Origin of the sequence: Mycobacterium sp. GA-0227b (assembly GCF_001499855.1) — a bacterium.
Lineage (GTDB): Bacteria > Actinomycetota > Actinomycetes > Mycobacteriales > Mycobacteriaceae > Mycobacterium.
In genome coordinates, this window is the sequence record NZ_LQIK01000010.1 from 1 (window position 1) to 22,308 (window position 22,308).

General features: G+C 67.9%; 23 protein-coding genes. 9 read left to right on the forward strand and 14 right to left on the reverse strand.

Annotated elements, in window-relative coordinates; translation table 11 throughout:
- Positions 1–944: 13E12 repeat family protein (locus AU185_RS09710; protein ID WP_156425466.1), on the reverse strand; the 944-nt coding region annotated here is incomplete at its 3' end.
- Between the two features lie 115 nt (positions 945–1,059).
- The gene (locus AU185_RS09715) at positions 1,060–2,403 is read right to left on the reverse strand and encodes a cytochrome P450 (RefSeq protein WP_059099232.1); all 1,344 of its coding nucleotides are present in this window, start codon (positions 2,401–2,403) and stop codon (positions 1,060–1,062) included.
- A gap of 42 nt (positions 2,404–2,445) precedes the next feature.
- On the opposite strand from AU185_RS09715, the gene AU185_RS09720 reads away from it, so the two are divergent.
- Complete coding sequence (locus tag AU185_RS09720) at positions 2,446–3,360, forward strand: crotonase/enoyl-CoA hydratase family protein (protein WP_059099233.1); 915 nt, start codon at positions 2,446–2,448, stop codon at positions 3,358–3,360.
- A 32-nt stretch (positions 3,361–3,392) separates the two neighbouring features.
- Here the strand turns inward: AU185_RS09720 and AU185_RS09725 are convergent, their stop codons facing one another.
- From AU185_RS09725 to AU185_RS09740, 4 genes are all read right to left on the reverse strand, one after another.
- Complete coding sequence (locus AU185_RS09725) at positions 3,393–4,238, reverse strand: hypothetical protein (RefSeq protein WP_059099234.1); 846 nt, start codon at positions 4,236–4,238, stop codon at positions 3,393–3,395.
- Between the two features lie 96 nt (positions 4,239–4,334).
- Positions 4,335–5,855: an aldehyde dehydrogenase family protein gene (locus tag AU185_RS09730; RefSeq protein ID WP_059099235.1), complete on the reverse strand. Its 1,521-nt coding sequence runs from the start codon at positions 5,853–5,855 to the stop codon at positions 4,335–4,337.
- A gap of 73 nt (positions 5,856–5,928) precedes the next feature.
- Positions 5,929–6,444: a mycothiol transferase gene (locus AU185_RS09735; protein WP_059099236.1), complete on the reverse strand. Its 516-nt coding sequence runs from the start codon at positions 6,442–6,444 to the stop codon at positions 5,929–5,931.
- Positions 6,445–6,461: 17 nt separating this feature from the next.
- The gene (locus AU185_RS09740; RefSeq protein WP_059099317.1) at positions 6,462–6,851 is read right to left on the reverse strand and encodes a VOC family protein; all 390 of its coding nucleotides are present in this window, start codon (positions 6,849–6,851) and stop codon (positions 6,462–6,464) included.
- Between the two features lie 22 nt (positions 6,852–6,873).
- Here AU185_RS09740 and AU185_RS09745 point away from each other — a divergent pair, with 22 nt between their 5' ends.
- Together AU185_RS09745 and AU185_RS09750 are read left to right on the forward strand one after the other, a co-directional pair.
- Positions 6,874–8,616, forward strand: a complete 1,743-nt coding sequence (locus AU185_RS09745) for an N-acyl-D-amino-acid deacylase family protein (RefSeq protein WP_059099237.1) — start codon at positions 6,874–6,876, stop codon at positions 8,614–8,616.
- A complete protein-coding gene (locus AU185_RS09750) occupies positions 8,613–9,167 on the forward strand; it encodes a carboxymuconolactone decarboxylase family protein (protein ID WP_059099238.1) in 555 nt (184 codons plus the stop codon). The genes AU185_RS09745 and AU185_RS09750 overlap by 4 nt, the downstream gene beginning before the upstream one ends.
- Here AU185_RS09750 and AU185_RS09755 read toward each other — a convergent pair.
- Complete coding sequence (locus AU185_RS09755) at positions 9,156–9,980, reverse strand: SDR family NAD(P)-dependent oxidoreductase (protein WP_059099239.1); 825 nt, start codon at positions 9,978–9,980, stop codon at positions 9,156–9,158. The genes AU185_RS09750 and AU185_RS09755 overlap by 12 nt on opposite strands.
- A 429-nt stretch (positions 9,981–10,409) precedes the next feature.
- Here AU185_RS09755 and AU185_RS09765 point away from each other — a divergent pair, with 429 nt between their 5' ends.
- Positions 10,410–10,763, forward strand: a complete 354-nt coding sequence (locus AU185_RS09765; protein ID WP_059099318.1) for a VOC family protein — start codon at positions 10,410–10,412, stop codon at positions 10,761–10,763.
- Positions 10,764–10,773: 10 nt separating this feature from the next.
- Here AU185_RS09765 and AU185_RS09770 read toward each other — a convergent pair whose 3' ends face one another.
- Positions 10,774–11,286 (reverse strand): DinB family protein, encoded by a 513-nt coding sequence (locus tag AU185_RS09770; RefSeq protein WP_059099240.1) that lies wholly within the window; start codon positions 11,284–11,286, stop codon positions 10,774–10,776.
- Between the two features lie 439 nt (positions 11,287–11,725).
- On the opposite strand from AU185_RS09770, the gene AU185_RS25575 reads away from it, so the two are divergent.
- The gene (locus AU185_RS25575; RefSeq protein ID WP_231740301.1) at positions 11,726–12,205 is read left to right on the forward strand and encodes an endonuclease domain-containing protein; all 480 of its coding nucleotides are present in this window, start codon (positions 11,726–11,728) and stop codon (positions 12,203–12,205) included.
- 111 nt (positions 12,206–12,316) lie between these two features.
- Here AU185_RS25575 and groL read toward each other — a convergent pair whose 3' ends face one another.
- Entirely contained in the window at positions 12,317–13,942 is a 1,626-nt protein-coding gene (gene groL, locus AU185_RS09780; RefSeq protein ID WP_059099241.1) for a chaperonin GroEL, read from the reverse strand.
- Positions 13,943–14,224: 282 nt separating this feature from the next.
- Between groL and AU185_RS09785 the strand changes: the two genes are divergently transcribed.
- Entirely contained in the window at positions 14,225–14,734 is a 510-nt protein-coding gene (locus AU185_RS09785; RefSeq protein WP_059099319.1) for a cupin domain-containing protein, read from the forward strand.
- An 82-nt stretch (positions 14,735–14,816) separates the two neighbouring features.
- Positions 14,817–16,514 (forward strand): DEAD/DEAH box helicase, encoded by a 1,698-nt coding sequence (locus AU185_RS09790; protein WP_059099242.1) that lies wholly within the window; start codon positions 14,817–14,819, stop codon positions 16,512–16,514.
- On the opposite strand, the gene AU185_RS09795 is transcribed toward AU185_RS09790, so the two are convergent.
- The 5 genes from AU185_RS09795 to AU185_RS09815 are packed head-to-tail and all read right to left on the reverse strand — an operon-like array spanning position 16,511 to position 20,124.
- Positions 16,511–17,011: an SRPBCC family protein gene (locus AU185_RS09795; protein WP_059099243.1), complete on the reverse strand. Its 501-nt coding sequence runs from the start codon at positions 17,009–17,011 to the stop codon at positions 16,511–16,513. The genes AU185_RS09790 and AU185_RS09795 overlap by 4 nt on opposite strands.
- A gap of 36 nt (positions 17,012–17,047) precedes the next feature.
- Positions 17,048–17,320: an addiction module protein gene (locus AU185_RS09800; RefSeq protein WP_231740302.1), complete on the reverse strand. Its 273-nt coding sequence runs from the start codon at positions 17,318–17,320 to the stop codon at positions 17,048–17,050.
- Positions 17,317–18,138, reverse strand: coding sequence for an HAD-IIA family hydrolase (locus AU185_RS09805; RefSeq protein WP_059099245.1), 822 nt, complete (start codon positions 18,136–18,138; stop codon positions 17,317–17,319). The genes AU185_RS09800 and AU185_RS09805 overlap by 4 nt, the downstream gene beginning before the upstream one ends.
- A gap of 25 nt (positions 18,139–18,163) precedes the next feature.
- A complete protein-coding gene (locus tag AU185_RS09810; protein WP_059099246.1) occupies positions 18,164–19,633 on the reverse strand; it encodes a PH domain-containing protein in 1,470 nt (489 codons plus the stop codon).
- Complete coding sequence (locus AU185_RS09815) at positions 19,630–20,124, reverse strand: PH domain-containing protein (protein WP_156425467.1); 495 nt, start codon at positions 20,122–20,124, stop codon at positions 19,630–19,632. The genes AU185_RS09810 and AU185_RS09815 overlap by 4 nt, the downstream gene beginning before the upstream one ends.
- Positions 20,125–20,180: 56 nt before the next feature.
- On the opposite strand from AU185_RS09815, the gene AU185_RS09820 reads away from it, so the two are divergent.
- A complete protein-coding gene (locus AU185_RS09820; protein ID WP_059099321.1) occupies positions 20,181–21,092 on the forward strand; it encodes an SDR family NAD(P)-dependent oxidoreductase in 912 nt (303 codons plus the stop codon).
- Positions 21,092–22,285, forward strand: coding sequence for a molybdopterin molybdotransferase MoeA (moeA, locus tag AU185_RS09825; RefSeq protein ID WP_059099247.1), 1,194 nt, complete (start codon positions 21,092–21,094; stop codon positions 22,283–22,285). Before AU185_RS09820 ends, moeA begins: the two co-directional genes overlap by 1 nt.
- The last annotated feature ends 23 nt before the right edge of the window (positions 22,286–22,308 follow it).

Genomic DNA, 22,308 nt, shown 5'->3' on the forward strand with positions numbered 1-22,308 from the left:
GCCTCACAGCCGGGCACCACACACGTCGAATCGCGGTGCTCCAGCGCCCGGCGCAGCCGGCGGCTGATCTGGCGCGTCGTGCGCCCAGCGCCGATCAGCTGCCCGCGGCGTTCCAACCACACCTCACAACTGGCATCACACAACAAATATTGCCGATCGGCCTCAGAGAGCAGCGAACCTAAGTACAGCCAGCCGGCGCGCTTGTCGACATCGCAATGCACGATCACGCTGGTGTGCTGCCCGTGCGGGCGCCGCGCCACCTCAGCGTCCCAGGCCGATTCCACCATCCGCAGGAACGCATCGGTGAGCGTCGGAAACGCAGGCTGCTGATCACCGGCCGGCTCGCCGGTGTCGTGCTCGCGTTTCCACTCGGTGATCAACGCCTCCAGATGCAACTGCAACGCCGCGTCGAACGTCGCCGCCTCCACGTGCGGCAGTTTGATCCGGTAGTAGGTGTAGTGCTCATCGGTGTGCTTGCGGATCGACCGCTGCGGCTCAGGCTTGGGGTCAGGCGTAGGGCGCGGTTCGAGTTTGGTCGCGGTGCGCAGCTGGTTGACCGTGGCCACCGACGCCAGCTTCGCGTAATGCTCATCAGAACCATGGCCCGCGCGCTGGGCGATCACTCCGACCTGATCCAACGACAATCGGCCCTGCGACATTTCGGCGGTGCAGCGCGGGAACTCCTCGAACCGATCAGCGATCGCAGCCACCGTCTTGGCCGTCGCCTCGGCCATACCCAACTTCCAGGCCACCAACGCCTTGACCGACCGCGCCCCAGTGATCCCCCACAAGTTGTCGTGATCAAGCTCGGCGACGATCTCCACGATGCGCCCATCAATGGCATTGCGCTGACCCGAAAGCTCCTCCAACTGCCCAAACAACTCCTCCAAACGCTCAAGGCGACTCAAATCCACCTCAACACCAGACGGAGCGAACGAAACCATAACCGCATCATGACAGCACCCACCGACAAATCCGGCCGCCCGGACGGGGAAGCCTTAACTGTTCACGAATACCTATATATCGAAAACCGGCGAGTGGCAGGCTGATTCGTCGCGACTACCCGATCGAGGAAGGCACCGACCGAGTCGTCCGTCGCACGTCGAACTCTAAAGTCAACTGGTTCAACGTCATCGGCAGCGGCTGGTCCGGGCCCGGCTTCGGATCCGACGTCAACTCCAATCGCAAAGCACTCATCATGTGCGCCAATAGGGTGCTCGTCACGAGCAGCACCAGATTGCGGCCCGGGCACTCCGCCGGCCCGGCCGAGAACGGCACCAATTGTGGATAGCTCTGGGCGGTCCCGTCGAGCCAGATCTGGGGCACGAAGGAATGCGCGAACGGCAACAGGTCGTCGTCACGGTGAAATGCGGGCGTGACGATCATCAGCCCTGCGCCCTTGGCGATGGTCGACCCGTCCGCCCACTGAGTGTCCTCGGTGGTGTCTCGCAGGATTGTCGGCGTGGTCGGCCACAACCGCACCGACTCGAGCACGCATGCCCGCAGATACGGCCGCAGCGACACACGTTCGGGCTCTGCCGCATCGTCCGACGCCAGCGCCCGCTCGGGCGGATGGGTGGCCAGCAATGCCAGCGCACGCAGTGACGCCATGCCGGCCGCGTCGAATGCGAAGAGCCACTGCGGCATCTGTCCCACCGGATCCACCGCGCCGCTCGACGGCGTCTGCGCGACGACGCCCGCTAGACTTCCCGGCTCCGGATCCTCGACGTAACGGTGCAGACCCTCGAGGAACTTCGCGCGTGCACGGTAATGCGGCAGCGACAGAAACGACCAGTTGCCTGCCTTGCGCAGCCGCATCAGCGCATCGGTGATCAATTCGTCGTCTCGCGCACGGTCACCGAGCACCAGGCGACGCACCAGGCGCCACCACGCCGTCATGAACCGCGCCGAATCCAGACGGCCCCGCCTGGCCGCGTCGTCCACCAGTTCCCGGGCTTCCTCGGTGATCGTCCGCGCGAACGAGTCGGCCAGCCGATGGATGTCTGCGCCGCTGTCCAGCACGGCGTCGTTGTATTCGCGCCGCTGCTGACGGATGGGCCCGCGGGAGATCAACACGCCGTGCGGCTGAAACCACTGCAACGCCTTGCGTTTTTCCGTGTTGGCCGGATGAAACGGTGTCGGTGCCTGCGCCAGCACCCGGCCGACGTCCTCGGGATCCAGGATCACCACCATGCGCCTGCCGGGCACCGCCAATTCCACCGGGCCGCGGCCGAACTCGCGCCGCAGGCTCTGCATCCGCTGCACCGCGCGGGAGTCCGCTTGGACCGCTTCAAGTATTCGGACGACGGGCCGCCGTCGCGCGAGCACTCCCGCCGCGATCGACGCGGCGCCGAGGTCGACCAGAGTGGCCGCGGCACGGGCGCCGGTGAGTCGTTTCGTCACCGATCCCGGTTACCCGTCGCTTCCTCTGCCAAACTTGCAGTCATGACGCCGCCCGAGTCCGAGTCGCAGTTCGAAACCCTGCTCTACACCGCCGATCCGCCCATCGCCACCATCACCCTGAATCGCCCGGACCACCTCAACACCATCGTTCCGCCGATGCCCGACGAGATCGAGAAGGCGGTCGGGCTTGCCGAACGCGACCCGGCGGTCAAGGTGATCGTGTTGCGTGGCGCCGGGCGTGCGTTCTCCGGCGGCTACGACTTCGGCGGCGGCTTCACCCACTGGGGCGCCGCAATGACCACCGACGGCCGCTGGGACCCGGGCAAGGATTTCGCGATGGTCAGCGCCCGTGAGACCGGCCCCACGCAGAAGTTCATGGCCATCTGGCGGGCGTCCAAACCCGTCATCGCCCAGGTACACGGCTGGTGCGTCGGCGGGGCCAGTGACTACGCGCTGTGCGCCGACATCGTGATCGCCAGCGACGACGCGGTCATCGGCACGCCGTACGCCCGCATGTGGGGCGCCTACCTCACCGGAATGTGGCTCTACCGGTTGAGCCTGGCGAAGGTGAAGTGGCACTCGTTGACCGGTGAGCCGTTGACCGGAAAGGAAGCCGCCGCAGTCGAACTCATCAACGAATCCGTCCCGTTCGAGAATCTCGAGGCCCGCGTCCAGGAGATCGCTCACAAGCTCGCGCGAATCCCGCTGTCGCAGTTGCAGGCGCAGAAACTCATCGTCAACCAGGCATACGAGAACATGGGCCTGGCCTCGACCCAGACGCTCGGCGGGATACTCGACGGGCTCATGCGCAACACCCCCGACGCGTTGTCCTTCATTGAAACCGCTGCGACTCAAGGCGTTCGGAGCGCAATCGAACAACGAGATGGGCCGTGGGGCGACTACAGCCAGGCACCCCCCGAGAAGCGGCCCGACCCGTCACACGTCATCGAGCCGTGACGGCGTGGCATGACCGTATAGCCACAGACCGGTTATGCGTCACGCCGCCGCAGCCCGCCCAGCATCGAAACGAGCACGCCGAGCACCACCAACACGCCACCGGCCGCGAGGCTCAGATTCAGCCAGTGATGGAAGCTGTCTTCGGCGTGTCTGACCATCACGTCGGCCACCTCGCGAATGTCCCCGGAGAGCCGGTTGAGTGCATCGTTGATGTGACGGCGCACCACCTCCAACGCGGCCCAGCCCGCAGCGCCGACGATCAGCGCTGAAACGCCGAGCGCCGCAATGGCTTTGCCGCGGCGGCGGGCAGCCGCGACCGTCAGCAGCGCGAACACCCCGGTCAGGATCGTCGCGCCGATGCTGACCCACGGCCCCCACGTCGACACCTGCTTGAGCTGACCCGGCCGCCACGTGTCCGAGATCGACACCGGAACGGGCAGCGATTCTGGGGTCTCGACGCCGAAGTTGCCCAACGTCCGGCGGAACGACTCGTCGGCGAGCATCGGAGCCAGGTCGACGATCCACTCGTCGGTGCCCTCCACGTGTTGCGCCGAGTCGGTGAACATCCACCGGTGTCCGATGGCGTTGGCCAACCCGAATTGGCCCGGGAATGTCGGGTTGGCCGTGTAGGCCGAGGCCACCCCGCTGATGAAGGAGTTGTCGACGTCGTAGCCCTTCTCCGACAGCATCGAGGTGACCTCGGTCGTGAGGACGCCGGCCATCGCCTTCTGCAGTTGCGGGTCTTCGGCCGCCGAGGCGGCGAGCGCCGCGTAGCCGTTGGCGTCGACCACGTTTCGTTGCGCCCACATCGTCGGGACGGCCACCGCCAGCAGGACGGTGGTGACGAGCCAGAACAACACGGTCGCGAGCAGCCGCACGCGCGTCCTCCTTCACCGAAAGTACGGTTTCTGACACCAAACGCGAGTAACCGCGTCAGAAACCGTACTCCCGCCGTCGATTGAGCCGGACGTTCGTTACTTGGCGGCCCGCTTCGGGGTGATCAGCGCCAGCTTCGTCATCAGCTTGTTCATCCGCTTCAGCGCCCGGGGCGAGTTGTTGTAGTAGTTGCCGCCCGCGCCGACATTTGTGCGCGGCGCCACCACGGCCTCCTGGCGGCAGTACTTGCGGAGTCCCTCGGCCGCGCCGAACCGGGCTCCCAGGCCCGACGTCTTCCAGCCGCCCATCGGCGCCGTCGTGCACATCAGGTTCGAGATCACGTCGTTGACGTTCACCGCACCGCAGTCCAGGTGTACCGCAACGTCTTTCGCCCGATCGATGTCTTTGGAGAAGACGGCGGCACTCAACCCGTACGGGCTGTCGTTGGCCAGCCGGACCGCCTCGTCGACGCTGGCGACCTTCATGATCGGCAACGTCGGACCGAAGGTCTCCTCGGTCATGCACAGCATCGAGTGGTCCACGTCGACCAGCACGGTGGGCGGATAGAAGTTACCCGGTCCACCCTCGGGACGCTTGCCGCCGGTCAACGCCCGCGCGCCCTTCGCCAGCGCGTCTTCGACGTGCCGGGCCGTGACGGCAACCTGCGACTCGTCGATCAGCGAGCCGAAGTCGTATCCGTCGCCCGCGCCCATTTTCAGCTTCTCGACGTCGCGCACCACCGCGGCGACGAACCGGTCGTAGACCGACTCCAAGACGTAGACCCGCTCCACCGACACGCACGTCTGCCCGGCGTTGAAGAACGCGCCCCACACCGCGGCATGCGCGGCGAGATCGATGTCGGCGTCCTCGAGCACGATCATCGGATCCTTGCCGCCGAGCTCGAGGCTGACCGGGGTGAGGCGGCGGGCGGCGCGCTCCATCACCTTCGCGCCCGTGGCACTGGAGCCGGTGAACTGAATGAAGTCGCAGTTGTCGATGACGGCCTCGGAGACCTCCCGCGCGCCCTGCGCCAACGCCAGCACCTCCGGTGCTCCCGAGTCCAGCCAGCCGCGCAGGAGCAGTTCGGCCGTCAACGGCGTGCGCTCCGACGGCTTGAGCAGTACGGCGCAGCCCGCCGCCAGCGCACCGAGCGCGTCCATCAACGCGTTGGCCACCGGGTAGTTCCACGGCGCGATGATGCCGACGACCGGGCGGGGCCGGTAGTGCACCTCGATCTTCTTGATCGACAGGAACGGCAGCGACGCCGGCCTGCGCTCGGGAGCGAGCGCCTTCTCCATCGTCTTGATGTAGTAGGACGCGATCATGATCAACAGCGGCACTTCCTGCGCCGCGTCGACGGCCGACTTGCCGGTCTCCTTGATCAGCAGCGACTCGATCTCGTCGCGGTGCTCACCGAGCCACACCGCGTAGCGCGCCAACACCTTGGCGCGCCCCTTGGCGCCGCGCGCCTCCCACTGCCGTTGCGCCTCCCGCAGGCCGGCCGCGATGCGCGGCACGTCGGCGGGGTCGGTCCAGCGCACGGTGCCTGCGACGGCTCCGGTCGCGGGATTGTGGATGGTGCTGGTGTCGGGTAGGTCAACATCGGACGTCGCAGTCATGACCCCATGCTAACCATCTCGTGTGATCCAGATCGCAGGGGCGTTGACATGTGTCAAGTCGGCGGCCAGCGGGTCAGGCGATCCCCCGGATATACGCCGCCTGCCCGAGATGCTGCGCTCCGTCATCGACGATGCTCACCAGGCGCACGCTTGCGGTCACCGGGGGGTTCCACCGGTCGTCGACGATTCGGCTCAGTTCCTCGACCGTGACCGACGCGATGTATTCGAGCGTCGCCTTGTGTACGGCGTGGGAGTACCCGGCGAGCAGATCCGCCGATACGCGCACCCGGCCCACTTCCTCGGGGCTGTGCCCGTAGCCCATGTCGTCCCGGGGCAGGTCGAGGCCGAACCGGTCGACCCACCCGTCGCGCAACCACACCTGCTCGGTGCCGGCGATGTCGCTGATCTGGACGTCCTGTTGGCGGGCGCTGTGCCAGATCAACCACGCGATGCTGTTGGCCGTCGCCGTCGGGCGGAAGAACGCGGTCTCGTCGGTCAGCCCGTCGGTGAGGTTCTCGACATGTTCGATGAGCCGGGTGAACGAGTCGCGCAGAAGTTCACGGACCGCCGCCACGTCTGAGTCAGCCATGACCTCGACGTTATACGTCAGCCCTGCGGTCGCGCGCCGTGAAAGACGGCCTCGATGTTGTTGCCGTCCGGATCACGCACGAAGGCGCCGTAATAGCCGGGGTGGTATTCCGGCCACAACCTCGGAGCGTGCAGCGACTCGGCGCCGGCCTCCAATGCGGCGTCGTAGAAGGCCTGCACCGCGTCGGTGTCGGCGGCCTGGAACGCGAAGTGCACCTCGCGGTTGGGACCCGCCGCGTCACCGGCGCTCATGTCGGCGATCCAGAAGTCGGGTTTCCCCTCCGTGCCGTAACCGATGGCGACCTGATAATCCATCTGGCGGGTGAAGCCGAGCACGCCCAGGACCTTGTCGTAGAACGCCTTCGATCTGTCCCAGTCCGCGCAGTTGATTCCGAAGTGATCGATCATCGCCACATCGTAGATTCGACGTATGACATACGAACTCGTCATTCGCGGCGGCACCATCGTCGACGGCCTCGGCGGCGAACCGTACGTCGGCGACGTCGCGGTCTCCGACGGCGTGATAGCGGCGGTCGGCACCGACGGCGTTCCGGTGGGCAGCGGCGCGCGTGAGATCGACGCGACGGGGCTGCTCGTCACCCCGGGATTCGTCGACCTGCACACCCACTACGACGGCCAGGCGATCTGGTCGGACCGGCTGAACCCGTCGTCGGCGCACGGTGTCACGACCGCGGTGATGGGCAACTGCGGGGTCGGCTTCGCCCCATGCCGCGCCGAGGATCACGAGGTGCTCGTCGACGTGATGGCGGGCGTCGAGGACATCCCCGGGGTGGTGATGGTCGACGGGTTGCCGTGGGACTGGGAGACATTCCCCGAATACCTCGACGCGCTGGACTCGCGCCGCAGGGATATCGATGTGGCCGCATATCTTCCGCACTCGCCGCTGCGGGTGTATGTGATGGGTCGTCGCGGTGCCGACCGCGAACCCGCCACGCCCGAGGATCTCGCGCGGATGAAGGCGCTGGCCAAGGAGGCGGTCGAGGTCGGCGCGCTGGGCTTCGCGTCGTCGCGGTTCTCGTTCCACAAGACCGCCAGCGGTGAGCTCATCCCGACCTACGACGCCGCGCAGGCCGAGATCGACGCGATCGCGGCAGGTGTCGCCGAGGGCGGCGGCGGGCTGATCCAATTCGTCCCCGACATCGCCGCCGGCGGTTACGCAGGAGTGCTGCAGTCGGTTTTCGAGGCCGCGCAGGACCACGGGTTGCCGGTGACGTTCACGCTGGCGACGGGCAACTCCGGCGATCCGATCTGGCCGGACGCGATCACGATGGTCGAGAAGTTCAACTCCGCCGCCACCCCGGACTCGGCAATCACCGCCCAGATGTTCCCGCGCCCAATCGGTTTGGTGATCGGACTGGAGCTGACCGGGAATCCGTTCGTGTTCTACCCCAGCTATCAGGAGATCGCGGACCTGCCGCTGGCCGAACGCGTTGCCGAAATGCGCAAGCCGGACGTGCGCGCCCGCATCCTCGCCGACAAGCCCGCCGAGGGCGGACATCCGCTGCTGTACCTGGCCCAGGCATGGAACTGGATCTTCCCGCTGACGGAGAACCCGAACTACGAGCCCGATCCGTCGACGTCGATCGCGGCGCGGGCCGCCGCTCGCGGCGTCACCCCGATGGAAGAGGCCTACGACCGCCTACTAGACGACGACGGCCACGCAATGCTGCTGGTGGCGATGGCCAACTTCGAGAACAACTCGCTCGACACCGTCGGTGAACTGATGCGCCGCGACGACGTCGTGCTGGGTCTCGGCGACGGCGGTGCCCACTACGGAATGATCTGCGACGCAAGCTATCCGACGTTTTTGCTGGCGCACTGGGCGCGGGACCGCGCGAAGAGCAGGCTCGGTGTCGCCGAGGCGGTCCGCGAGTTGACCTCGGTGCCGGCCCGGGTGGCCGGCCTGGCCGACCGCGGCCGAATAGCGGTGGGCTACAAGGCCGATCTGAACGTGATCGACCATGACGCGCTGCGGTTGCACAAGCCCGTCATCACCAACGATCTGCCCGCCGGCGGCCGCCGCCTGGACCAGAGCGCCGACGGCTATGTCGCGACCGTCGTGTCGGGCGAGATCATCGCCGAGAACGGGGTGCCCACCGCCGCCCGACCCGGCAGGTTGATCCGCGGCCGGCAACCGGCGCCCGCTGCATGACGCGGGTCGCACCGCTGCCACCGCCGTGGAGCACGCAGGACGCCGCAGGCATCAACGGGTGGGGGCACCCCGATCGCACCTACGAGCCCTTACTGCTGGTCCGTTGTCTTCAACGTCATCCGAATCTGGCAGCGCGGCTGCGGAAGCTGGGCGAGTCGCTCTACGTCGACGCGCGCCTTCCGCCGCGGCTGCGCACCATTGCGATCCTGCGGATCTGCGCTCTCCTGCGTTGCGAGTACGAGTGGGGTGGTCAGGCTGCGTTCTGGGGTCCGATCGCCGGTGTCAGCGACGACGAGTGTGATGCGCTGGTCACCGGCGCCGATCCGGGCTGGGGTGCGTTCGAGGAGGTGCTGATCGCCGCGGTCGACGAACTGGAGGACACCGGCTCGTGGTCGGACGACACGTGGAAAGCGTTGGGCGACAGCCTCAATGACGAGCAGCGGATGGAGTTGCTGGTCGCAGTCGGGTGGTACCGCACCATCTGCACGCTGTGCAACGGGATGGCGCTGCCGGTCGAGGGTTGGATGCGGCGCTGGCCGTCAGACGGCTGACCGGTCGCGCCGCAGCGCCGGGTGTTGGCCGGCGAGCGTTTTGAGCAGCACCGGCCGCGGAAGCAGTTGCAGCAGACGGGTACTGAGTCGGCTGGGCAGCCCCGCGATCACCGTGCCCTTGTCGCGCTCGAGCGCCTCGACACCGACGCGCGCGACGTCGCGCGAGGGCATCCACATGAACTTGGGGAACGCCGCGGCGAACTTGCGCTCGTCCATCCCGGCGGACTGCAGGAACTCGGTGCGCACCGGTCCAGGCGCCAGCATCGCGACGGTCACGCCGGTGCCCGCGAGTTCGGCTCGCACCCCTTCGGTGTAGGCCTTCACAAACGCCTTGGTGCCCGCGTAGCCGGACTGCCCGGGGAACGGGTGGAAGCCCGCGGTGGATCCGACGTTGAGGATCGCGCCGCGACCACGCGGCACCATCTGCTGCACGGCGCGGGTGGTCAGGTCGATGACGGCCTCGACGTTGACACGTACCTGGGCAATCTCATCGGCCACCTCGGATTTCACCACCCACCCGAGCGTGCCGACGCCGGCGTTGTTGACGAGGATGTCGACCGTCAACCCGCGGGCCTCGATCTCGTCGAACAGGCGGGCGCGGGCGGCGGGGTCGGCGACGTCGCACGCGACGACCTCGGTGCGCACGGCCTTTCCGAGTTCGCCGGCCAGGTCGCGCAGCCGGTCCTCACGGCGGGCGACGAGCGTGACGCCGTGGCCGCGGGCGGCAAGTTCGCGGGCGATGTCGGCGCCGATGCCCGAGGAGGCGCCGGTGACGACGGCGGTGGTGGTCGGCGAGGGAGGCGGCAATGGCATACATGAACCTAACGCTTGGCCGAGCGGACGTATTCTCGGCCTATGAGCGTCAAGGTGGATCTCGACCGATTGGCCGACGTGCTGGGCGACTTCGCGTTCGCCTACCTGATCTCGGTCGGCGACGACTACCGCGCGCACACCGTCTTCGTCGAGCCCGTCTTCCGCGACGGCCGCCTCGACGTCGGCACGGTCGGCAGGCACACGCGCGAGAACACCGAGCGGCACGGCGACGTCACGGTCGTGTGGCCGCCGCGCGAGGCCGGCGGGTACTCGCTGATCGTCGATGGCCGCGCACAACCGTCGAACGAGACGCTGACAATCGAACCGACCCGTGCGGTGCTGCACCGCAAGGCCACCGCGGAGTCGACGTCGACCAGCCCGGACTGTCGGCACGACTGCGTGCCGCTCGACGACAAGTCACCCGCTGCCATGCGCACCACGCGCGTGATAGCTGATCTTCGGGTTGCCGACATCGAGGCCGCCAACAGCTTCTACGTCGACTTCCTGGGTTTGCGCACCGAAGAATTCAACTTGGGTTGGGTGGCCCGCTACACCTCCCCGGACACCGGAGCCAACGTCCAATTGGTCACCCGTGATGCGACCGCCCCGGAGGATCCCGTGGTGTCGGTATGCGTCGACGACGTCGGCGCCGCGTACGCAGACGCGCAGCAGCGCGGCTATGAGATCGTGCATCCGCTGACGACGGAGGCGTGGGGGGTGCAACGCTTCTTCGTCCGGGCACCGGACGGCAACGTCCTCAACATCGTCGACCACCCGGCCTGACGCCGGCGCCTCAAACGCCCGTAGCGCCGTCGATCCGCTCGCGGATGAGGTCGGCTTGCCCGCAGTGGCGGGCGTACTCGCCGATCATGTGCAGGTAGATCCACCGCAGGCTGACTTCACCGCCGTTGAAAGGGCAGGTGTCGGTCAGGTCGCGGGTGGCGCAGTTTGCGCGGGCCTGCATGATCTCGGTGCGCCAAACCGCTTGCGCCGCAGCGAAAGTCGACTGCTCTGACAGGTCGAACCCACCGTCGTGGCCGGACGCGCGAACTGTCGAGCCGTAAATCGGCGGGGCGTCTTCACCGGCCAGCACGCGGCGGAACCAGTTGCGTTCCACCTCGGCCATGTGCTGGACCAGTCCGAGCAGGGTCAGCGGCGACGGTTCGACGCTGGCGGTGCTCAGTTCGACGTCGTCCATCCCTTCGCACTTCATGGCCAGCGTCGCGCGGTAGAAGTCGAGCCATGCTTCCAGCGTCGTGCGTTCGTCGGCGTTCAGCGGCGGGGCGAGCCGTTCGATTTCCGTCACGGGGACAATACAACCGCAGTTATCCACAGGTTGGCGACAAGCGCCCTTTCGACCGCCGCGGTTGTGGGCTGCTATTGAGCGGTGGCGGATTTCGAACGCATCCTCGCTGCAAACGGCGGAGTCGTGTCCGTGGCACAGTTGCGCACAGCAGGATGGTCGTATTCGCAGATCAAGAAGCTGCCGCAGGGTTGGCGGCCGGTCCGGCGGGGTTGGTACGTCAGTCCGGCTGCCAACCCTCACGTCGTTCGAGCCGTTTCGGCCGGGGGTGTGCTTGGTTGCGTGTCGGCGCTACGCCACCGGCACATTTGGGTTTCCCGATTCCGAATTGCACATCCGCTATTCCGCCCGAGCACGCCGGTCCCGTCCCGGAGTTCGCTCCTGCCAGCCCCACCGTCTGAATCCACCCACCATCGGTGCGATCGACCCGATAGAGATCGCGGTGGCGTCGGCGGCGAACTGTCTCGATGCGGAAGGGTTGGTCATCGTGCTCGACTCGATGCTGAACAAGCGGATGATCGACATGGCAGATGCGAGATCAATTGTCGCAGCATCGCGTTTCGCACGCCTCAACCTCGCCGAGCGGTGCGACCCCAAGAGCGAATCGGGAACAGAGACGATGATCAGGTTGCGGCTGCGGGCCGCCGGAATCCACTTGCGGACTCAAGTGGTGATTGCGGGAGTGGGGCGCGTCGACTTTCTCGTGGGCAATCGTCTCATCATCGAAGCCGACAGCCGCGAGCACCACCTGCCCAAGTACCAGGTGGACCGGACACGGGACAGAGTTGCGACCGGGTTGGGGTATCTGGTGATTCGGCTGACGTATGAGGATGTCGTGCATCGCTGGGACGTGGTGTTCGCCGACATTCAATCTGTTATTCGGCGGCGATGGCATCGCCGTGCAATCACAACGTCAGTCTGAGAGCGTCGCCGTGGATATATAGCCGCGACGACGCTCTCAGCGCGACGTTGCGTCAGGCACGAAAAAGCCCGGCCTGCCGAAGCAGACCGGGCTCTTTCCAGTGGGACAGACTCAGAAGTCCATGCCGCCCATGCCACCGGTCGGGTCGGCCGGACCAGCGGCCGCCTTCTCCGGCTTGTCGGCGACGACCGCCTCGGTGGTCAGGAACAGCGCCGCGATGGACGCCGCGTTCTGCAGCGCCGAACGCGTCACCTTCACCGGGTCGGCAACGCCGGCCTTGAGCAGGTCCTCGTAATCACCGGTCGCGGCGTTGAGGCCGACGCCCTTGTCCGAGTTGCGGACCTTCTCGGCCACCACGCCCGGCTCCAGGCCACCGTTGAGGGCGATCTGCTTCAGCGGAGCCTCGAGCGCCACCCGAACGATGTTCGCGCCGGTGGCCTCGTCACCTTCGAGCTTCAGATCGTCCAGCGCCGGCGAGGACTGCAGCAGGGCCACGCCGCCACCGGCGACGATGCCCTCCTCGACGGCCGCCTTGGCGTTGCGGACCGCGTCCTCGATGCGGTGCTTGCGCTCCTTGAGCTCGACCTCGGTGGCAGCGCCGGCCTTGATCACCGCAACACCGCCGGCCAGCTTGGCCAGGCGCTCCTGCAGCTTCTCGCGGTCGTAGTCGCTGTCACTGTTCTCGATCTCGGCGCGGATCTGGGCCACGCGGCCGGCGATGGCGTCGGAATCACCGGCACCCTCGACGATCGTGGTCTCGTCCTTGGTGACGACGACCTTGCGCGCCTTGCCCAGCAGCGAGACGTCGGCGGTCTCGAGCGAGAGCCCGACCTCTTCGCTGATGACCTGACCACCGGTGAGGATGGCCATGTCCTGCAGCATCGCCTTGCGGCGGTCACCGAAGCCCGGGGCCTTGACGGCGACGGACTTGAAGGTGCCGCGGATCTTGTTCACGACGAGCGTGGACAGCGCCTCGCCCTCGACATCCTCGGCGATGATCAGCAGCGGCTTGCCGGACTGGATGACCTTCTCCAGCAGCGGCAGCAGATCCTTGACCGTCGACACCTTCGACGACACGAGCAGGATGTACGGATCCTCGAGGACCGCTTCCTGCCGCTCGGCGTCGGTGACGAAGTAACCCGAGATGTAGCCCTTGTCGAAGCGCATGCCCTCGGTGAGCTCGAGCTGCAGGCCGAAGGTGTTGGACTCCTCGACGGTGATGACACCCTCGTTGCCGACCTTGTCCATGGCCTCGGCGATCAGCTCGCCGATCTGGGTATCACCGGCGGAGATCGCGGCGGTGGCGGCGATCTGCTCCTTGGTCTCGACCTCCTTGGCCGACTTCAGCAGCGTCTCGGTGATCTTCTCGACGGCCTTCTCGATGCCGCGCTTGAGGCCGAGCGGGTTGGCGCCGGCGGCCACGTTGCGCAGACCCTCGCGCACCAGCGCCTGGGCGAGGACCGTTGCCGTCGTGGTGCCGTCGCCGGCGACGTCGTCGGTCTTCTTGGCGACTTCCTTGACCAGCTCAGCGCCGATCTTCTCGTACGGGTCCTCCAGTTCGATCTCCTTGGCGATGGAAACACCATCGTTGGTGATCGTGGGGGCGCCCCACTTCTTCTCCAGGACGACGTTGCGACCCTTGGGCCCCAACGTCACCTTTACCGCGTCGGCGAGGCTGTTCAGGCCCCGCTCGAGGCCCCGGCGGGCCTCTTCGTCGTACGCAATTGTCTTGGCCATTGCGAAGTGTTCCTCCGAAAGTGGGTAGTGCACATCAAGAGCGACCGCGTGCGGGTCGCTCCATCAAAGCTGCGGTCGGGTGCAGTGCCCGCGACGGACGGCTCGGGTGTGCTCCGCAGATGCGGCCCGTTGCCTCACCGTCCCGACCTAGCACTCACCGGTCGCGAGTGCCAATTGCATTTCTAGCACTCGGCCATGGCGAGTGCAAGGTCGTTCGGCGCCGCGTTCCCGCCGCTCGCGGCCCGTCAACGCGCGTCGGCCCGGTGTGGCAGGCTGACGCTGATGTCGCTGTGGGATCCCCGGAACGTGCCACCCTATCCGCCGGCCCGCTACACCGCGGAGGAGCCGGAGGCCAGTGCCTGGTTGCGGCGCGCCACCGAGCCCGCGGACTACGACGCATTCGGTCTGGTGAAGTACCACTATCTGGCGAACCAAAAGGCGACCGACGGCGACTACGGGCTCTACCGCGTGGAGATCGCGCCCAACGGCGGCGGACCCGGACCGCACTTCCACCGCGCCATCTCCGAGGCGTTCTTCGTGTTGTCCGGCACGGTCAGGCTCTACGACGGTAGGGACTGGATCGACGGGCACCCGCACGACTTCCTCTATGTGCCACCGGGCGGCGTCCACGGCTTCCGCAACGAGGCAGACGAGCCGACGTCGCTGCTGATGTTGTTTGCTCCGGGCGCGCCGCGCGAGGCGTACTTCGAAGGGTTGGCCCAACTCGGCGAGCTCACCGACGAGGAGCGCAGCCAGTGGTTCACCAAGCATGACAATCACTTCGTGGAGTGACACGCCGCACGACACGCTTTGAAAGGTGCGCGGCCGTAATCCGTTGCGCTAGGCTGCTGTCCGATCAGTGAGGAGTCTCTGGGTGCGGGCAGAAGCAGCGCCCGACACCCAGGCTTTGCGAGGCTGGCAGCGTCGGGCATTGGTGCGGTATCTTGGCGCCAAACCGCGCGATTTCCTTGCCGTGGCAACTCCCGGCGCGGGTAAGACGACGTTTGCCCTGCGCGTGGCCGGTGAGCTGTTGGCCGACGGCACCGTCGAGCGGATCACCGTCGTCGTGCCGACCGAACACCTCAAAATCCAGTGGGCGCTGGCCGCCGCGAGGCTCGGCCTCTCGCTGGACCCGAAGTTCTCCAACAGCGCCTCGCACACTTCCTCGGAGTACCACGGCGTCGTCGTCACCTACGCCCAGGTGGCCAGCCACCCGACCCGGCATCGGGTGCGCACCGAGAACTACCGCACGCTCGTCGTCTTCGACGAGATCCACCACGGCGGCGACGCGAAGAGCTGGGGCGAGGCGATGCGCGAGGCGTTCGGCGACGCCACCCGCCGACTGTCGCTGACCGGCACCCCGTTCCGCAGCGACGACAGCCCGATCCCGTTCGTCACCTACGAACCCGACGGTGAAGGGGTCCTGCGCTCACGCGCCGACCACATCTACGGCTACTCCGACGCGCTGGCCGACGGCGTGGTGCGGCCGGTGGTGTTCCTGGCCTACTCCGGCGAGGCACGCTGGCGCACCAGCGCCGGCGAGGAGTATGCGGCGCGGCTCGGCGAACCACTCAACGCCGAGCAGACCGCACGCGCGTGGCGCACCGTGCTCAACCCCGAGGGCGAGTGGATTCCCGCGGTTCTGCAGGCCGCCGACACCCGGCTCACGCAGTTGCGCAACGGCGGCGTGCCCGACGCGGGGGCGATGGTGATCGCGTCGGACCAGAAGGCGGCACGCGCCTACGCCAAGGTGCTCACCACGCTGACCGGGGAACCGCCGACGCTCGTGCTCTCCGACGATCCCGGGTCCTCGGAGCGCATCGCCGAGTACGCGGGGGGCAGCAGCCGCTGGCTGGTCGCCGTGCGCATGGTTTCCGAGGGTGTCGACGTGCCGCGGCTGGCCGTCGGCGTATACGCGACCAGCGCGTCGACCCCGCTGTTCTTCGCCCAGGCGATCGGCCGCTTCGTCCGATCCCGTCGTCCCGGCGAGACCGCGAGCATCTTCCTGCCGTCGGTGCCTGCGCTGCTCGACCTGGCCAGCGAGATGGAGGCGCAGCGCGACCACGTGCTCGGCAGGCCGCACCGCGAGTCGCAGGGCGAGTGGGACGACGCGGCCCTCGAGGAGGCCAACAAACAGAAAGACGAGGCGGGCGAGCTCGACAACGGTTTCGAGATGCTGGGCGCCGACGCCGAGCTCGACCAGGTCATCTTCGACGGCTCCTCGTTCGGCACCGCAACGCCTGCGGGCAGCGAGGAGGAGGCCGACTACCTCGGCATCCCCGGGCTGCTCGACGCGGATCAGATGCGAGACCTGTTGCGCCGCAGGCAGGAAGAACAGTTGACTCGCCAGACCGCCTCGGGCGAGGTGCCCCGGGTGTCCACCCACGGCCAGCTCCGCGAACTACGCAAGGAGCTCAACACGCTGGTGTCCATCGCGCACCACCGCACCGGCAAGCCACACGGCTGGATCCACAAGGAGCTGCGCCGGATCTGCGGCGGGCCGGCCGTCGCGGCGGCCACGACGGATCAGCTGCGGGCCCGCATCGAGGCGGTCCGCAGCCTCCAGCCTTAGCGGCGCGCCTCGGCCACGGATGCCAGGTTCTTGAGCGAATTGTCCAGGTGCGACGGGTCGAACGGTGGAAACGGGATGTCGCGACGGTACGACGCGGGAACATTCGACCAGTCATAGGTCAACGTGACCGCCGTGCTGCCCGGCCCCGAGGCCTCGAGGTCGTACCGCCACACCCAACCGCCGAATTCGACTTCCGCGCCGGGCATCATGTTGCCTCGGTCGTCGGGGCCCTGGCCTGGTTGCCACGCGATCGCGTTCGGGCGGTCGAGGATCTCGACGCGGTTGGACATCTCGTAGGCCTTCGCGGGATGGTTGTCGTGGTACATCGCCATCCGGAAGATCTGGCCTGGCTCGGCGAGTGTCTTTCCGTCCAGCGATTCGCGCACCCAGCCCGTGCCGTCGATGTCCTGATGTGTCGAGGGGTCGGCCAGCACGTCGAACACGGTCTCGATTCCAGCGTTGACGGTTGTTCTCGCCTGTATGCGTTCTTCAGTCATGTCGGTACTGACTGGCCCGGCCGCGAGAAGTCATCGCTAAAACACCCCGCAGCCGGCCACCCCGCATACCAGCGAGCTGACCAACAGCAGCGGCCAGAGCGCCACCGCGACCACCAGCGCCGCGATGTTGGCGAAGATCGTGAAGTCGCCGGACAACGCCGCCTCCAACTGCCCGAGCAGCTCGATGTGGAACATCGCATACCCGACGCCGATGACCGTGTAGAGCAACGCGAGCCACAACGCGAGCTCGAGGTAGGTATTGATGCCCCGCTGCAGCAGCATCTGCTGCATCCGTTGCCACATCGTCATCCCCCGAGCTCGAGCAGTTCGGGCAGATCGGCGACGGAGTCGAGTACGTGGTTCGGCTGCATCGCGAATTCGTCTGCGGCCCAACGGTCGAGCGTGTCCTGGCGGAATTTTCCGGTGCGCACGAGAACCCCGGTCATGCCGACCACCTGCGCGGCCAGCACGTCGTTGTTGAGGTCGTCACCGATCATGTACATCTCATCGGGCTCGACGCCGAGACGGCTTGCCGCAGCGAGGAACCCCTCGGGTGCGGGCTTACCGACCGCGGTGGCTTTGCGGCCGGACGTCTCCTCCATCCCGATGAGGTACATGCCGGTGTCGATGCGCAACCCGTCGGTCGTCGTCCATGCGGTGCTGCGGTGCATCGCGACCACCGGGACACCCTGAGCCATCCAGTCGTAGACCCACGACAGCGTCAGGTGGGTGTACTGCGGGCCCGCGCCGCCCAGCAGCACCACGTCCGGGGCGTCGGGGGCTTGGGGCCCGTCGAACTCGTCCGAATACACGATGTCGATACCAGGCATGTCCTCGGCGATCTGCCCGCTGTTGACCAGGAAACACCGGGCGTCGGGATAGGTGTCGCGGACGTACTGCGCGGTCAGCACCGCTGCGGTGATCACCTCGTCGGGGCGGACATGCATCCCCGCCTCGGTGAGCAACTCGGCGATCTGCCCGCGGGTCTTCGTCGTCGTGTTGGTCAGGTACGCGCAGGCAATCTGGTTGTCGGTCAACGCCCGCACGGTGTCTGCCGCACCGGCGATCGGCTGCCACGACGTCACCAGCACGCCGTCGATGTCGAACAGCACCCCACCGATCGCCATGGCCCGACAGTAAACGGCGCGCCGGTCAGCGCAACTCGGACCCCGCGCCCGCCCACCTCGTGTCGGCGACCCATGGCGACGCCTCGGCGGCGATCGACCACGCCAGATCCGCGGGTACGTCGATCACCTGATAGCGCTTGACCCCCGCGGCGGTCGCGGCCACCAACGTCGCGACCCCGGCCCGGCGCTGCATCCAGGTCTGACGCACGGTCCAGCCGATGATGCCCGACGCCTCGATGCAGTCCCGTCGGCGCTGCAGGCTGCCGGTACGTGCGACCAGCCAGCCGTCGCCCACCCGGTGTCCCAACGACCGGGCACGGTCGACGGCCAACAGCGCGCAACCCGCGGCCAGCACGGTCCACGGCGCCCACACCCAGGCCGGCGTCGGCGCGACGAGCAGCGCTACCGCCACGAGCGCGGGCAGTACCAGCGCGCGTGTCCACCGCCGGCGCGTCGCGACGGGGCCGTGCGTGCGAAGGGGACCGGTCACCGCGTCGCGGCGTTCGATCAGGTCGGTCAACATCGCCTCGGCCGTGCGTTTCGGACACGGCGGCAATAGCAGAGACGCCTCGCCCTCTCCCCCGACACCGGTCATCACCGCGTCGAGGCGGGCGCCGCCGAGCAACCGCACCAGCAACGGTTCCCGCAGCGTGCCCCCGCGCAGCCGGCGCATGTCGAAGGTGTGCTCGCGGACCCGGACCAGACCGTGCTTGAGATGCAGCACCTCGAAGTCGCGCCGCAGCTCGAGGTTTCCGTAGCTCAACAACGACTGCAGAACCGAGAGCACCACCGAGGCCGCCAGGATGGCCACCGCCGCAACGGCGATGCTGGCCGCCACCCCGAACCGTTCCGCGGCCGCCAGCCCCGACCGCGCGACCTCCGAGTCGCGGACCGCGCCCTGAGCACCCACCTGGTACACCAGACCGACCGCCGCGGCGATCATCGCGAGCCCGGTGAAGCTGAGCGGGCTGTAGCGCAGCCACGACGGCGTCCACCGGGCGAGCACCCGGCCCGGCGCGCTCGGCTGCTCCGCATCTGCCGCCAGCGAGTCGGCCAGCAGCACCGCGCGCAGCCGGCCCACCTGCTCGGAGCGCACGGCGTCGAGCGCGAACACTGCGTCGCCCCTGGCCTCCTGACCCGTGCCGACCCGCACCACCGTCAACCCCAGCAGCCGGTGCAGTAGCCGCGCCTCGGTGGACACCGATCGAATCCTGTTGCGCGGCACCGAGAGCAGCTTGCGCTGCAATACGCCGGTCCGTAGCTGGACGTCCTCGGCGCCGATGCGGTAGGTGGTGGTGAACCAGCGTGCCAAGCCGATCGCCACGGTCACCCCCAGTGCGGCGTACGCCAGCAGCGGGTTGCCCGTCGCGGTGCCGAGCACCAGCGTCCCGACGATCACCGGGATCTGGCGTATCACCTCGTGCACGGGGTGCACCAACAGCATCCGCGGGCTGAGCCGCTGCCAGTCGCCCTCGACGGGGACGGCGCTCGTCATGTGGCGTCCTCGCCGCCGAGCGCGGCGATGTCGGTGAGGCGCGCGACAACCCCGTCGGCGACGTCGGCGTCCAACGCCACGATGCGCACCGCGCCCGCCGACGACGCGGTCGTCACGGTCACGTTCGCGAGCCCGAACAGCCGATCCAGCGGTCCGCGTTCGGTGTCGACGGTCTGCACGCGCGAGATGGGCGCGATCCGGCGCTCCTGGGTCAGCCAACCGGTGCGGGTGTACACGGCCCGCGGGTCGACGTCCCACCGATGCACCCGGTACCGCCAGAGGGGCACCACCACGACGAACACGGCGATGCCCAGCAGCGTGCCCACCGCCGCGAGTGCGTGCACCCACCACACGTGCGGGTCCACCAACAACCACACGAACTGCCCGACCGCGAGCACCGACCATGGAATCGCCGCGCCGATCGCCCACACCAAGGGCGCCTTGCGGCTCGGCTTGTTCGCGGGGTCGGAGAGATTCACGAGATCGGTCATCAAGCGTCCAGCGTAGGTAACCGCGACGGCATCGGTCGCTGGGTATGTTGAGCGTCATGGGCAGCAAGTGGACCGCGGCCGACATTCCGGATCAGTCCGGGCGGACCGCCATCGTCACCGGCGCGAACAGCGGCCTGGGCTACGACACCGCGGCCGCGCTGGCCGCCAAGGGCGCCCAGGTCGTGCTGGCGGTGCGCAACCTCGACAAGGGGACCGAGGCCAGGGACCGCATCAAGGCGGCCAGCCCCAACGCCGTCATCACACTGCAGGAGCTCGACCTGTCCTCACTCGACAGCGTCCGCAGGGCCGCCGAGGAGCTGCGCGCGGCGCATCCGCGCATCGACCTGCTGATCAACAACGCCGGCGTGATGTACGTGCCGAACCGCGAGCCCACCCGAGACGGCTTCGAAATGCAGTTCGGCACAAACCACCTCGGCCACTTCGCGTTGACCGGCCTGCTGCTCGACCATCTGCTGACCGTCGACGGGTCGCGCATCGTGACGGTCAGCAGCGTCGGGCACCGGATCATGGCCCGAATCCGCTTCGAGGACCCCCACTTCGAAACCGGGTACAACCGGGTGCAGGCCTACGGGCAGTCGAAGCTGGCCAACCTCCTGTTCACCTACGAACTGCAGCGACGGCTCAAACTCAAAGGCGCGCCGACGATCGCCGCGGCCGCGCATCCCGGCTTCTCCGACACCGAGTTGATGCGCTACATCCCCGGCTTCGTTCCCGACTTCGTCTGGAAGATCGCCACCCAGCCGGCGTCGATGGGCGCGCTGTCGACGCTTCGGGCGGCCACCGACCCGGCCGTCCAGGGCGGGCAGTACTACGGTCCCGACGGCATCGGCGAGGTCAAAGGGCACCCGAAAGTCGTTGCCTCGAGCGAACAATCGCACAACGAAGACATCCAGCGCCGGTTGTGGACCATGTCCGAGGAGCTGACCGGCGTCACGTACCCCATCTGATGCGCACCGTCGAAGAGCATCAGCGCGTCGTCGCCGCGTTGATCGCCCGCCGCGCACCGGTCAGCATGCCGATCGCCGACGCGCTGGGCCTGGTGCTGGCCGACGATGTCGTCGCACCGTTGTCGCTGCCCGGCTTCGACAACTCCGCGATGGACGGATACGCCGTGGTCGCCGAGGACGTGGCGGCGGCGACGCCCGAGCATCCGGTCCGACTGCCCGTCGCCGAGGACATCCCGGCGGGCCGCACCGATGTGCTGACGCTGAAACCCGGTACGGCACACCGCATCATGACCGGCGCGATGTTGCCCGCAGGTGCGACCGCGGTGGTGCCGGTCGAGGCGACCGACGCGGCCACCGACACCGTGGAGATCCGCGCCGGCGCGAGACCGGGCAAGCACATCCGGCGGGCCGGCGAGGATGTCACCGCCGGTACGGCGGTGCTGCGCGCCGGGCAGGCGGTCACACCTGCCGCGTTGGGGCTCGCGGCCGCGCTGGGCCTCGGCGAGCTCACCGTGATCCCGCGGCAGCGGGTGCTCGTGATGTCCACCGGCACCGAACTGGTCGCACCCGGCACCCCGCTGGCGCCCGGTCAGATCTACGAGTCGAATGCGGTGATGCTGGCCGCTGCACTGCGCGACGCGGGCGCCGACGTGGTGGCTTCGCCGATGACCGGGGACGACGTCGAGTCGTTCCGCGACGCCCTGGCGCGGCATACCGGCGACGCCGACCTCATCATCACGACCGGGGGCGTGAGCGCGGGCGCCTACGAGGTCGTCAAGGACGCACTCGGCGGATCGGTGGAGTTCGTCAAGGTGGCCATGCAGCCGGGGATGCCGCAAGGCTGCGGGAGAGTGGACAACACACCGATCATCACGCTGCCCGGAAATCCGGTGAGCGCGCTGGTGTCGTTCGAGGTCTTCATCCGGCCGCCGCTGCGCGCCGCGATGGGCCTGCCCAACCCCGACCGGCCGCGACGCACCGCGCTTCTGACCGACGACATCACGTCGCCGCGCGGCAAGCGGCAGTTCCGCCGCGGCGTGCTGGACGCCGACGCCGGAACGGTGACCAGCTACGGCCCACCCGCCTCGCACCACCTGCGCTGGCTGGCGTCGGCGAACTGCCTCCTGGAGATCGCTGAGGACGTCGACGCGTTGCCGGCAGGGTCGCAGGTTCAGGTGTGGGACCTGGCCTGACCGGCTTGGCCCGTAGAATCGCT

Coding starts and splice junctions, on each gene's coding strand:
- AU185_RS09720 (WP_059099233.1), top strand. CDS start 2,446: ATGACGCCGCCCGAGTCCGAGTCGCAGTTCGAAACCCTGCTCTACACC.
- AU185_RS09730 (WP_059099235.1), bottom strand. CDS start 5,855: ATGACTGCGACGTCCGATGTTGACCTACCCGACACCAGCACCATCCAC.
- AU185_RS09735 (WP_059099236.1), bottom strand. CDS start 6,444: ATGGCTGACTCAGACGTGGCGGCGGTCCGTGAACTTCTGCGCGACTCG.
- AU185_RS09740 (WP_059099317.1), bottom strand. CDS start 6,851: ATGATCGATCACTTCGGAATCAACTGCGCGGACTGGGACAGATCGAAG.
- AU185_RS09745 (WP_059099237.1), top strand. CDS start 6,874: ATGACATACGAACTCGTCATTCGCGGCGGCACCATCGTCGACGGCCTC.
- AU185_RS09750 (WP_059099238.1), top strand. CDS start 8,613: ATGACGCGGGTCGCACCGCTGCCACCGCCGTGGAGCACGCAGGACGCC.
- AU185_RS09755 (WP_059099239.1), bottom strand. CDS start 9,980: ATGCCATTGCCGCCTCCCTCGCCGACCACCACCGCCGTCGTCACCGGC.
- AU185_RS09765 (WP_059099318.1), top strand. CDS start 10,410: ATGCGCACCACGCGCGTGATAGCTGATCTTCGGGTTGCCGACATCGAG.
- groL (WP_059099241.1), bottom strand. CDS start 13,942: ATGGCCAAGACAATTGCGTACGACGAAGAGGCCCGCCGGGGCCTCGAG.
- AU185_RS09785 (WP_059099319.1), top strand. CDS start 14,225: ATGTCGCTGTGGGATCCCCGGAACGTGCCACCCTATCCGCCGGCCCGC.
- AU185_RS09795 (WP_059099243.1), bottom strand. CDS start 17,011: ATGACTGAAGAACGCATACAGGCGAGAACAACCGTCAACGCTGGAATC.
- AU185_RS09800 (WP_231740302.1), bottom strand. CDS start 17,320: ATGACGATGTGGCAACGGATGCAGCAGATGCTGCTGCAGCGGGGCATC.
- AU185_RS09805 (WP_059099245.1), bottom strand. CDS start 18,138: ATGGCGATCGGTGGGGTGCTGTTCGACATCGACGGCGTGCTGGTGACG.
- AU185_RS09810 (WP_059099246.1), bottom strand. CDS start 19,633: ATGACGAGCGCCGTCCCCGTCGAGGGCGACTGGCAGCGGCTCAGCCCG.
- AU185_RS09815 (WP_156425467.1), bottom strand. CDS start 20,124: ATGACCGATCTCGTGAATCTCTCCGACCCCGCGAACAAGCCGAGCCGC.
- AU185_RS09820 (WP_059099321.1), top strand. CDS start 20,181: ATGGGCAGCAAGTGGACCGCGGCCGACATTCCGGATCAGTCCGGGCGG.
- moeA (WP_059099247.1), top strand. CDS start 21,092: ATGCGCACCGTCGAAGAGCATCAGCGCGTCGTCGCCGCGTTGATCGCC.